The 12,358-nt window shown below is 45.1% G+C and carries 7 protein-coding genes; 4 read left to right on the top strand and 3 right to left on the bottom strand.

All coding sequences use genetic code 11. The annotated features are described in order from the left end of the window. Positions 1–91 precede the first annotated feature (91 nt). Positions 92–1,123 carry a radical SAM/SPASM domain-containing protein gene (locus tag M9189_RS01565; protein ID WP_250724159.1) on the top strand — a complete coding sequence of 344 codons (1,032 nt, stop codon included), beginning with the start codon at positions 92–94 and terminating at the stop codon, positions 1,121–1,123. 7 nt (positions 1,124–1,130) lie between these two features. Here M9189_RS01565 and M9189_RS01560 read toward each other — a convergent pair whose 3' ends face one another. The 3 genes from M9189_RS01560 to mutA form a co-directional block, all read right to left on the bottom strand. Then, entirely contained in the window at positions 1,131–2,684 is a 1,554-nt protein-coding gene (locus M9189_RS01560; RefSeq protein ID WP_250724158.1) for a glycine--tRNA ligase, read from the bottom strand. 188 nt (positions 2,685–2,872) lie between these two features. Next, on the bottom strand, positions 2,873–5,026 hold the full coding sequence (scpA, locus tag M9189_RS01555) for a methylmalonyl-CoA mutase (RefSeq protein WP_250724157.1): 2,154 nt from the start codon (positions 5,024–5,026) through the stop codon (positions 2,873–2,875). An 11-nt stretch (positions 5,027–5,037) separates the two neighbouring features. Next, complete coding sequence (gene mutA / locus M9189_RS01550; protein WP_250724156.1) at positions 5,038–6,906, bottom strand: methylmalonyl-CoA mutase small subunit; 1,869 nt, start codon at positions 6,904–6,906, stop codon at positions 5,038–5,040. 398 nt (positions 6,907–7,304) lie between these two features. On the opposite strand from mutA, the gene lacZ reads away from it, so the two are divergent. The 3 genes from lacZ to lptB all read left to right on the top strand — a co-directional run bounded on the left by lacZ (position 7,305) and on the right by lptB (position 12,228). Further along, the gene (gene lacZ / locus M9189_RS01545) at positions 7,305–10,409 is read left to right on the top strand and encodes a beta-galactosidase, LacZ type (RefSeq protein WP_250724155.1); all 3,105 of its coding nucleotides are present in this window, start codon (positions 7,305–7,307) and stop codon (positions 10,407–10,409) included. Between the two features lie 243 nt (positions 10,410–10,652). Next, entirely contained in the window at positions 10,653–11,462 is an 810-nt protein-coding gene (gene tatC, locus M9189_RS01540; protein WP_250724154.1) for a twin-arginine translocase subunit TatC, read from the top strand. A gap of 4 nt (positions 11,463–11,466) precedes the next feature. Beyond that, positions 11,467–12,228: an LPS export ABC transporter ATP-binding protein gene (lptB, locus tag M9189_RS01535; RefSeq protein ID WP_250724153.1), complete on the top strand. Its 762-nt coding sequence runs from the start codon at positions 11,467–11,469 to the stop codon at positions 12,226–12,228. The last annotated feature ends 130 nt before the right edge of the window (positions 12,229–12,358 follow it).

Here is a 12,358-nt window from a genome sequence, read left to right as displayed (position 1 = left end):
TATATCATCGCTGGTTATATGTTTTATACCTGCTGTATCGGTGTCAGACAAACCCCTGAATCCGTGTGCGGTAAAACTAATACTATGTCCTATGTGGCTTTCCAAGACTAATATGGCCAGGTTTGCCCTCAGAGCTACAAAATATATCACAATCCGCAGAGCTCGCAACCTCCTGCTCCTCGTCCTCAGCTTCTATATTTCACGAATTACTAAGAAGCCCCACATCCAGGGAAGACCCTGGGCCATGTCTGTAGAGCCCTCGGGACTCTGCAATCTTCAATGTCCGGAATGCCCCGTCGGTGCAGGTGTCCTTACCCGCAAAGGTGGAATGCTGGAGCCTGGACTACTTAGCAAAATGCTCGATGAGGCAGGGCCGGAACTGATGACGCTCAACCTATACTTCCAGGGTGAACCAATGCTTAACCGCAAAATCAACAAACTGATAACCGCAGCCTCCGAAAGGAATATCTTTAGCTCGATGAGTACAAACGGGCATTTCCTTAGTCCGGAAAACTGCGATAAACTGATAGAAGCAGGACTTAGCGAACTGATTATTTCTTTGGACGGAATTAGCCGTCAAAGTTATTCCCGGTACCGCAAAGGGGGAAACCTTGATAAGGTGCTTCAGGGTATAGAATCCATGGTCAAGCGTCGCAAAGAGCTCAACAAACACAAGCCGCTTATCACGGTGCAGTTTATTGTCTTTGAGCATAATGAACAAGAAATCCCGGAACTAAAAAAGCTGTGCAGACGACTAGGTGTAGACCGCCTGCAGCTTAAGTCTGCCCAGATTTATGACTTTGGTAATAATGAAGTAAAACCACCTAAGAATCCCCGCTATTCAAGGTATATAGAGAAAGAAGGAAGGCCTGTTCTCAAGGGCAAGTCATACAACCACTGCTTTAAGCAGTGGGGCTCGGCAGTAATGTCATGGGACGGACGTGTAGCACCCTGCTGCTATGACAAGGATCTGGATTTCTCACCCGGTAACGTAAGTGAAACTCCTCTTGGAGAAATCTGGAAGAACCAGTCCCTAATGCAATTCCGCGGAAAAATATTAAGGGACAAAGCGGCCATCGCAATGTGCCGCAATTGTCCCCAAGGTCGTAAATTTCTTATCTGATACCAGCCTAAACCAGCTTCTTGAAAAGCGCGGTCATGCTTACCTTCTCACCGATAATATCCTTAAGTGCAGAAATGCTTACCCTCTCCTGCTCCATAGTATCACGGTAACGGATAGTGACCTTCTGGTCTTCCAAAGAGTCGTGGTCTATTGTTACACAGAAAGGTGTACCGATAGCATCCTGCCTGCGGTAACGCTTACCGATTGAGTCCTTCTCGTCGTACTGGCAGTTGAAGTGGAACTTCAGATCATCTACTATCTTACGTGCCAGCTCAGGCAAACCGTCCTTCTTAACAAGTGGTAGTACAGCCAGTTTGACAGGAGCAAGTACCGGTGGTAGTTTCAGGACTACACGAGACTCAACACTTCCGTCTTTACCGGGAACCTCTTCCTCGCAATAGCTTCCAGCCATTATGCTCAGGAACATACGGTCAACACCGATTGATGTCTCGATTACATAAGGCACATAGCTTTCGTTGCGCTCAGAATCGAAATAGGTAATCTTCTTTCCTGAGTATTGCTGGTGCTGTGATAAGTCGAAGTCAGTACGTGAGTGGATACCTTCTACTTCCTTGAACCCAAAGGGCATCTCAAACTCAATATCTGTTGCTGCGTTGGCATAGTGAGCCAGCTTATCATGATCGTGGTAACGATACTTGTGATCGCCCATACCTAGTGACTTATGCCACTTCATACGTACTTCCTTCCACTTTTCAAACCATGCCAGCTCTTCACCTGGAGCAACAAAGAATTGCATTTCCATCTGCTCAAACTCACGCATACGGAAAATAAACTGACGGGCTACGATCTCGTTACGGAAAGCCTTACCAATCTGGGCTATACCAAAGGGGATCTTCATACGTCCAGTCTTCTGAACATTCAGGAAGTTTACAAAGATACCCTGAGCTGTCTCCGGACGTAGGTAAATCTTCATTGCACCATCGGCTGTAGAACCCATTTCTGTTGAGAACATAAGGTTGAACTGACGCACTTCTGTCCAGTTCTTTGTTCCTGAGATTGGGCAAACTACTTCGTTGTCGATTATTATCTGACGCAGCTCGTTAAGGTCATTTTCATTCAATGCCTTTACAAAGCGTTGGTGTATCTCTTCCCTCTTCTGCGCGTGTTCAAGCACACGGGGGTTGGTTTCACGGAACATCTTCTCGTCGAAGCTGTCACCAAAACGCTTAGCTGCCTTTTCTACTTCCTTGTCAATCTTTGCATCATACTTTGCAAGCAGTTCCTCGATCAAAACGTCTGCACGATAACGCTTCTTGCTGTCCTTATTGTCGATCAGGGGGTCATTAAATGCATCAACGTGACCTGATGCCTTCCATACAGTGGGGTGCATAAATATGGCTGAGTCAATACCCACCACATTCTCGTGAAGCAGAACCATTGAATCCCACCAGTATTTCTTTATGTTGTTCTTCAGTTCAACTCCATATTGTCCGTAGTCATAAACGGCTCCCAAACCGTCATAGATCTCACTGCTTTGAAATACAAACCCATACTCCTTGCAATGGGCGACCAACTTTTTGAAAACATCTTCCTGAGCCATAACAATAAGTCTATTATTTATTATATTTCTTCTATACTTTGTTTCTGACTGATTATCTGTACGAATTGACAGAAGCGCAAAAATAAGGCAAAATTTCAGTTTTACAGTATATTATGCCGTTAATTTAATGCAGAAGAGGGGTAACCTCGCGGTTACCCCTCTTGCAAACAAACCATTAAAACTAAGTATTACTCTTCACGTGCTTTAAGCAGCAGAGTAAGTATATCTACAGCAGCCTGAGCCACTGATGATCCGGGTCCAAAGATACCGACTACACCGGCATCATACAGGTATTGATAATCCTGAGCAGGTATAACACCACCGGCTATTACCATGATATCCTCACGGCCAAGCTTCTTAAGCTCTTCAATAACCTGGGGAACAAGAGTCTTGTGACCTGCTGCCAGAGATGAAACGCCCAATACGTGAACGTCATTTTCTACAGCTTGCTTAGCAGCTTCGGCAGGAGTCTGGAACAAGGGTCCCATATCCACATCAAAGCCAATATCGGCATAACCTGTAGCTACAACCTTGGCGCCGCGGTCATGACCGTCCTGACCCATCTTGGCTACCATGATACGGGGTTGACGACCTTCCACTTCGGCAAACCTACGTGCCAGAGTGCGTGCCTTTTCAAACACTTCGTCACCACCGACTTCTGATGAATATACTCCGCTCACTGATCTGATAACTGCTTTATAACGTCCTACAACTGATTCGCATGCAAAAGATATCTCACCAAGAGAAGCACGTTTCTTGGCTGCATCTACTGCCAGTTCAAGTAGATTACCCTTGCCGGTCTTAACACACTCAGTAATAGCTTCCAATGCGGCCTTAACTTCAGCTTCGTTACGGTTTGCCCTCAGAGCCCTCAGACGCTCGATCTGAGCCTTACGTACAGCAGTGTTGTCAATATCAAGGATGTCAATCGGATCTTCCTTTTCAAGACGATAACGGTTAACACCAACGATAACCTGCTTGTTGCTGTCTATCTTGGCCTGAGTACGGGCTGCTGCTTCTTCTATACGCATCTTTGGCAAGCCGGTTTCAATAGCCTTGGCCATACCACCCATCTCTTCAATCTCCTGAATGTGGGCCCATGCCTTATCAGCTATTTCCTTAGTCAGGGCCTCAACATAGTAAGATCCTGCCCATGGGTCAATAGCCTTACAGATCTGAGTCTCTTCCTGGATATAAATCTGAGTATTACGGGCAATACGAGCAGAGAAGTCAGTTGGCAATGCGATAGCTTCATCAAGTGCATTGGTGTGCAAGCTCTGTGTGTGACCAAGTGCTGCAGCCATTGCTTCGATACATGTACGACCAACGTTGTTGAAGGGATCCTGTTCGGTAAGTGACCATCCTGACGTTTGTGAGTGAGTACGCAGAGCCAGAGACTTTGGATTCCTGGGATTAAACTGCTTAACGAGTTTTGCCCACAACATACGGGCTGCACGCATCTTTGCTATCTCCATAAAGTGATTCATACCGATAGCCCAGAAGAATGACAACCTGGGAGCAAAACTGTCAATATCAAGACCGGCATTTACTCCGGTACGCAGATATTCGAGACCGTCGGCAAGTGTATAGGCTAGCTCAATATCAGCAGTTGCACCGGCTTCCTGCATGTGGTAACCGGAGATAGAGATGCTGTTGAACTTAGGCATGTACCTGGAAGTGTACTCGAAGATATCAGCGATAATCTTCATTGAGAATTCCGGTGGATAGATGTAGGTATTACGAACCATAAACTCCTTGAGGATATCATTCTGGATGGTACCAGCCATATCTTCAAGTTTACAGCCCTGCTCAAGACCTGCTACGATATAGAATGCCATAACAGGAAGAACAGCTCCGTTCATAGTCATTGATACAGACATCTTATCCAGTGGTATGCCGTCAAACAGTATCTTCATATCGAGGATGGAGTCAATAGCAACACCGGCCTTACCTACGTCACCAACTACACGCTCGTGATCTGAGTCGTATCCGCGGTGAGTAGCAAGGTCGAAGGCTACTGAAAGACCCTTCTGACCGGAAGCCAGATTCCTGCGGTAAAATGCATTTGACTCTTCAGCTGTGGAGAACCCGGCATACTGCCTGATGGTCCATGGACGAGTCGCATACATCGCTGAGTAGGGACCACGTAAAAATGGTGCAACACCGGCTGCATAATTCAGATGCTCCATACCTTCCAGGTCTTCCCTGGTATATACTGACTTTACCGGTATTTGCTCAGGTGTAATCCAGTCTTTCCGGATACCTTGAGCCTTGGCCCATGCCTGTGCATCTACAGCTGAGCCTTCCTTGGTTATATTTATCTTAGAAAAATCAGGTTTCATAACAATGTGTTTTAGATTCCAAGTGCCTTGTTAAACTTCTGCAACTCTTCAAGGACATTACTGCGAATGTTGATAAAATTCTCAATGCCCTGAGCCTTCAGATCATCCATGCAGGCAGGAGCTCCTGCTACTACAAAGATTGCTCTGCCATTCAGTGCCTTGAAGGCAGCGGGAGCTGCCTCGGCATACTCCTCATCAGAAGAACAAAGCACTACTATATCTGCACCTGCTTTTACTGCAGCTTCAACTCCCTCTTCAACAGTATTGAATCCAAGGTTGTCAACGATCTCGTAACCGGCACATCCGAAGAAGTTACCTGAAAACTGAGACCTGGCAAGACGCATAGCAAGGTTACCATAAGTCAGCATAAAGGTCTTTGGTCTTTTTGCTGCCTTTTCAGTAGCAAGGCGAAGTGCTTCAAACTCAGCTGCAGCTCTGAAAGGAACTATGGTTTCAATCTCTGCTCCCTCAGAACAAGAGGTTCCGCAAGATGCTTTGGCTGTTTCTTCGATAGCATCCTTCATTGTTTCAGTAACATTTGGATACTGGTTGGTTCCCAAAAGTACTTCTTTGCGACTTGCAACAGCTTTTAGTTTTTGAGCACCTGATTCCTTAACCAGCTTTTGTATAAAGCCTTCCTTAACAGCACTGAAATAACCGCCCTTGCTTTCAACTTCTACAAATAGCTTCCATGCTTCATTGGCTATGCTTTCAGTGAGGTTCTCTATATAATAGCTACCGGCACCCGGGTCTGCTACCTTGCCGAAATATGATTCTTCCTTGAGTAGTAACTGTTGGTTGCGAGCTATACGTTCGCTGAATTCTCCGGCTTTGCGGAAGGGCTTGTCAAAGGGTTGAACAAGCAATGAGTGGCATCCGCCCAGTGTGGCCGACATAGCTTCTGTCTGAGTGCGTAGCAGGTTTACATAGGGGTCGAATACTGTCATATTGAACTCTGAAGTCTCGCAGTGGACGTTCATCCTGGCTGCTGCTGTGCTGGCAGGTTTGTAAGCACTTACTATATTGCTCCAAAGCATGCGACCGGCACGAAGCTTCGCGATTTCCATAAAGTAAACCGGACCAATGCTCAGTGTGAAACGAATGCTGCCTGCAACCTCATCAACAGTAAGACCTCTTTCAGTGAGTTTAGCCAGATATTCATTTGCAGCAGAAAGTGCAAAAGCAAGCTCCTGAACAATTGTAGAACCTGAGTTTCCAAAGATCTTACCATTGACATTGATCCATTGGAAAGAAGGAAGAGCCTTACCATTCTTTACAATCTCGGCAGCTCTGTCCATGATTTCATCAATGGTCTTGCAGGTCTTGCCCTTTAGAATCAGTTTGCCAGCCGGATCAAAATCAATTGATCCTTTGACCTTAGTCGGATCAACTCCCATCTGCATTACTGCTTCAAGCAGTGCAGAGGCCAGAGACTTCATACACTTCTTGGTCGAGAAGTTGATCTCCGTTGAGGTGATATCAACACCTGCAAGCAGGGCCTTGATATTGTCGGCACTTGCTTCAACTGTCTCGTCAAGTACGAATCCTATTGATTCAACACCCTTTTTCAGAATATCCTTTGCCTTTGCGTTGGCCGAAGAAATATCTGTTACTACTATATCCTGGCGTACAAGCCAATTATTGTCTGTACTGTTACCGCGAACAAACGGGAATTCGCCGGGAAGCGAATTCAGATGTTTTAATGCGCCAAGATCCTCTTCACGGTAAAAAGGACGAACGCTGAAACCTTCACTGGTTTTCCAGACGAGCTTCTTTTCAAAATCAGCCCCCTTTAAGTCCGCTGTAATCTTGTCCATCCATTCCTGTGTGGATACGGGTGGAAACTCGCTAAACAACGGTTGTTTTGATTTATCTGTCATAATGAAACTGTTTTAGATACAATTTTCAGGCTGCAAAATTAGTCCTTTTGATCTACAATGAACTAATCTTACAAGGTGTTTAATAGCAGATTACCAGAGAAATTTCTCTATTTGTTTTGAGACCAAATTACGATGAATACAACTAACTAGCAGCATAATATCTATTATTTACTTACAGACTGTAAGGATTCAGAACCCTTGTTAATCCTAATCGGTGAACCTGCAATGACTAAATTTCCTACACAAACCAGGTTGGCTATAATCCTGGCAAATGTTACGTTTTATGTTTCTCAGCAGCTTTCTTTCCCAAAAAGAGTGTAACTTTAATAAGAATTCCATCCATATTTTTATATTTGGGTAATATTTACTTTTATTAAGTATCAAACACTCGTTTTATCATGAAAAGAATAACGGCATTACTATTAACTACCTTAACTGCCTTTAACCTATTTTCCCAGCAGCTACCCGACTGGGAAGATCCAGGAATCTTCGCAATCAATAAGGAAGAGACCAGGGCGACCTCCATACCTTACCCCTCTGAGGCTCTAGCATTGAAGGATGATTACAGCGCCTCCCCCTACTACATGCTTCTTGACGGAAAATGGAAGTTCAACTGGGTTCCCCGTATCGCTGAAGTTCCTGAAGGCTTCTACAAGGAAGATTTTGATATAAGTGGCTGGGACGAGATTCCTGTTCCAGGCAACTGGGAATTTAATGGTTACGGAACACCATTCTATGTCAACCTGGGTTTTGGATTCTGGGCAAAGCGACCCTTTATTGACAAGAATTTTAGTCCCACAGGAGCCTACAGACACACATTCGACATCCCGGAATCATGGGACGGACGCAGGGTTTTCATTCACTTTGACGGTGGTACCAACTCAATGTATGTTTGGGTTAACGGACAAAAAGTGGGCTATACCGAGAATTCCAAGAGTCCTGCTGAGTTTGATATTACTCCTTACATCAGACCGGGTAAGAACACGCTTGCATGTGAGGTCCATAAGTTCAGCGACGGTTCCTACCTCGAAGACCAGGATATGTGGAGACTTGCCGGTATCAACCGCAGTGTCTATCTCTATAGTACTGCCGACACCCGTATCTTTGACTTCTTTGCTCATCCCGACCTGGATGCTCAGTACAAGAATGGACTATTTAGCGTTGATGTAGTTCTCAAAAACTACAGTAGCAATACCTCAGCAAGCACTGTAGAGGTTGCACTTAGCGACAAGAGCGGCAAAAAGATTTTCACAAGCAGCAAGAAGACTGATGTTCCTGCCAAAGGAAAGGCTGAGCTAACACTTGAGGGTATTGTGAAGAATCCTCTTAAGTGGACTGCTGAGACACCCAATCTCTACACAATGGTTATCACCCTAAAGGATGCCGCTGGCAATACTATTGAAGCTACTTCACACAAGATTGGTTTCCGCAAGATTGAGATCAAAGACGGGCAGCTCTTTGTAAATGGCAAGAAAGTCTATTTCAAGGGTGTCAACCTGCATGAGTTCAATACCAACGACGGAAATGTTGTTACACGTGAGGTTATGATGCGCAACCTTCAATTGATGAAGGAACTCAATATTAACGCAGTTCGTACCTCTCACTACCCACAGCCTCCGCTATGGTACAAGCTGTGTGACGAATATGGAATCTATCTTGTAGATGAAGCCAATCTTGAATCACACGGTTTGATATACGGTCCTGATATTATTGCAGATGTACCTGAATGGAATGCTGCACACCTTGACAGGGTCAAGAGACTTATTGAAAGGGATAAGAATCATGCTTCAGTTATTTTCTGGTCACTTGGAAACGAAGCAGGTAATGGCAAGAACTTTTTTGACGCATACGAATGGGCCAAAGCTCGAGACAAGAGCCGTCCGGTTCAATACGAACAGGCATATCAGCATGACTACAATACTGATATAATCTGCCATATGTACCCCTCATGGTACGACATGATGCGTGATGCAAATAAAGACCTGGGTCGTCCTTATATTATGTGCGAATATGCACACGCAATGGGCAACAGCATGGGTAATATGCAGGACTACTGGGATTTGATGCGTTCAAGCAAGAATATGCAGGGAGGCTTTATCTGGGAATGGTACAACCACGGCTACAAAGCATGGGACGAACAGGGAAGATTCTACTGGGCCTATGGTGGTGATCTGGGTGGCTATAATATGGCTAATGACGGAAACTTCTGTATGGATGGTATCATCAGTCCTGACCAGAACTATATACCCCATACTCATATTGTAAAAAAGGTATATCAAAACATTCTGTTTAAGGCTAAAGACCTGAACAAGGGCATTATCACCATTGTAAATGACTTTAAGTTTGTTCCTGTTACCCCCAAAGACCACAACTTCAAATGGGTACTGCTGAAGAACGGACAACAGTTTGCTGAAGGCAAGTTCACAGCTACCGTTGAGGCTGACGCTCAAAAGGATGTACAACTAAAACTGCCCGCTATCAAGGCAGAGCCGGGTGTTGAATACTTCCTGCAAGTCTTTGCATACACAGTGAATGCTACTGAGCTTATCCCTGCCGGTTTTGAAGTTGCAAAGGAAGAATTTGCCTTCGCTTCAAACAACTATTTCGTAGCTGCTGCTGATCATGATGGCAGCATAAGTGTAGAGAAGGAAAACCACAGGTATAATGTAAATGCCGGAGATCTCAGGTATGAGTTCTGGACCGTTGCAGGCCGCGGACTTACAAACATGAGGTACAAAGACCGCAATATCCTTAACCAGGCCCCTAGAATCAATTTCTGGCGTGCCCCAACCGACAATGATTTCGGTGAGAATATGCAAAACTGGGGTCGTATCTGGGATGCTGCAAGTCATACTGCTGAATACAAATTCATAAACGCAGAAGAAAAGGATGGTAAATTTGCTATCAACTACGAAGTAGCTTTTAAAGGTATTCAGATTAAGGTTGACCTGACCTACGTTGTCAATGGTGACGGAAGCCTCACCACTACAGCCCATTATCAGGCATTGAGCGAAGACCTGCCTGAGATGGTACGCTTCGGTATGTTGATGACCCTCCCACGTGAGTTTGGCGACTTTACATGGTATGGCCGTGGTCCTCACGAAAATTATGTTGACCGTAATGGAGACACCTTCATGGGTATATGGAACGGACGTGTAGAAGATCAGGCCTTCCACTATTACCGTCCACAGGAAACAGGTAACAAGACCGACGTTCGTTGGCTGGAGCTTAAAAACCACAACGGAGTAACAATCAGGGTTGAAGGAGCCCAACCTCTGTCAGTGAGTGCTACCAACAACCTGCCTGAAGATCTTGACCCGGGCAAGACTAAAAAGCAACAACACTGGTCGGATATAATCCCACGCAATGATGTTGTGCTATGTGTTGACCTATTCCAACGTGGTGTAGCCGGTCTGCAGTCCTGGGGTGCAAAACCTCTGGATCAATATCGCTTTATGGAAAAGGAATATACTTATACATACACTATCAAAGTCAGCGAGTAGTAGTCTGACAATCTAAGTTTTGAGACTTTCAGTGAAGGCGTCCCGGGGTAACGGGGCGCCTTTTCTATATTGGCTCTCCCTTTAGAGCATTTCAACACCCGGCATTGAGACATATTTTCCTTCAAAAGGGTCTCACAACGACCCGTTGAGGCATGCTCGCTCTGCAATGATCAGGGTATCCTCTTTTGAATAGTTATCTGTCTTCAAATAATCACTATTTTAGCAGCGCATAAATCAGACACTATGGCAGCAGAAAAACAGGATATGACCTTTCTTGAGCACCTTGAGGAGCTCAGATGGCATATTTTCCGCTCTCTTATCGCAGTGTTTGTTTTGGCGATACCTGCTTTTATTTTTAAGCATGTGGTCTTTGATATTATCTTGCTAGGCCCCGGAAAGCCTGATTTCTATACAAACCAACTGCTTTGCAGGATTGCAGAAATGGCAGGGACGCCATCTCTGTGTATTAATCAGGAGCCACTGAAACTGCAAAATATAAGCATGTCAGGCCAGTTTACTATGCACCTGGGGATTTCGTTTATGGCAGGCATAATTCTGGCAATACCTTATATTTTTTACGAATTGTGGACCTTTATAAAACCTGCCCTATATGAGAATGAACTCAGGCAAAGTCGCCGCTGCTTTGGAGCAGCGGGAATCCTGTTTATGGCAGGGGTTCTCTTTGCATATTATCTGATAGTCCCGCTTTCTATTTATTTTTTAGCTACCTATCAGGTAAGTGAAAGTGTGGAAAATATCATAAATTTCAGTTCCTATGTGTCGACAGTGGCATCCATAGTACTTACAACCGGTTTGGTGTTTGAACTGCCGGTGCTGATTTGGCTGCTCAGTAGTATTGGTGTTGTTAGCAGTGCCCTTCTGCGCAAATACAGGAGACATGCCATAGTGTTGGTTGTAGCAGTTGCAGCTATCATTACACCACCAGATGTGATTAGCCAGATAATGGTTAGTATACCGCTACTCTTTCTATATGAGGCTGGTATAATTATTGCGGAAAGGGTTGAGAAGAAGAAACTTTTAAGAAATAACTGACATAATGAGTGATAATTCAGAGTTGGTGCTTCATACCAAGAATCTGGTAAAGCGATATAAGAACCGCACTGTGGTAAAAGGGGTCTCGGTAGAGGTAAGACAGGGTGAGATCGTGGGTTTGCTTGGACCAAATGGTGCCGGCAAGACCACTACGTTTTACATGATAGTAGGTCTTATCCAGCCAAATGAGGGTGAAATATATCTAAATGAGGACCTTATCACCCGCGAACCTGTGTACAAGAGGGCTCAAAAAGGTATCGGCTATCTGGCTCAGGAAGCCAGCGTATTCCGCAACCTCAGTGTTGAGGACAATATCAAGGCTGTACTTGAAATGACCGACTTCCCCAAGGACTACCAGAAGCAAAGGTGCGAGGAATTGCTTGAGGAGTTCAGCCTTACTCATATACGCAAGAGCAAGGGGATACAGCTTTCGGGAGGAGAACGTCGCCGTACTGAGATCGCCAGAGCACTTGCTATCAACCCTAAGTTTATCCTGCTCGACGAACCCTTTGCTGGTGTTGACCCCATTGCTGTTCGCGATATACAGGAGATAGTTGCCAAACTGAAGTACAAGAATATTGGCATTCTTATTACCGACCACAACGTGCATGAAACCCTCTCAATTACTGACCGGGCCTATCTCTTGTTTGAAGGGAAAATCCTTAAGGCAGGCAGTGCCGAGGAGCTGGCTGATGACCCGGATGTAAGAAGGGTTTACCTGGGCGATGACTTTATACTCCGCAGAAGAACCTTTGAGGTTTCATAATATAAAGATTGTTTCCATAGTGCTAAGTGAAAAGGGTGCCCACCACGAAGTGGACACCCTTTTTGTATTTGTCAGGACTAATGACCGGAGAATTAACCAATCTCTCAAAACACAGTTCCCGGTCAGACAA

The sequence above is a fragment of the Xiashengella succiniciproducens genome (assembly GCF_023674465.1).
Taxonomy (GTDB): Bacteria; Bacteroidota; Bacteroidia; order Bacteroidales; family Marinilabiliaceae; genus Geofilum; species Geofilum succiniciproducens.
The sequence above is the reverse complement of the archived record's forward strand: the minus strand, read 5'-3'. Positions and strand labels throughout refer to the sequence as shown.

What these genes read in the sequence shown, in the direction of transcription:
- tatC (WP_250724154.1), top strand. Translation starts at nt 10,653, where the DNA reads ATGGCAGCAGAAAAACAGGATATGACCTTTCTTGAGCACCTTGAGGAG.
- lacZ (WP_250724155.1), top strand. Translation starts at nt 7,305, where the DNA reads ATGAAAAGAATAACGGCATTACTATTAACTACCTTAACTGCCTTTAAC.
- mutA (WP_250724156.1), bottom strand. Translation starts at nt 6,906, where the DNA reads ATGACAGATAAATCAAAACAACCGTTGTTTAGCGAGTTTCCACCCGTA.
- scpA (WP_250724157.1), bottom strand. Translation starts at nt 5,026, where the DNA reads ATGAAACCTGATTTTTCTAAGATAAATATAACCAAGGAAGGCTCAGCT.
- lptB (WP_250724153.1), top strand. Translation starts at nt 11,467, where the DNA reads ATGAGTGATAATTCAGAGTTGGTGCTTCATACCAAGAATCTGGTAAAG.
- M9189_RS01565 (WP_250724159.1), top strand. Translation starts at nt 92, where the DNA reads ATGTGGCTTTCCAAGACTAATATGGCCAGGTTTGCCCTCAGAGCTACA.
- M9189_RS01560 (WP_250724158.1), bottom strand. Translation starts at nt 2,684, where the DNA reads ATGGCTCAGGAAGATGTTTTCAAAAAGTTGGTCGCCCATTGCAAGGAG.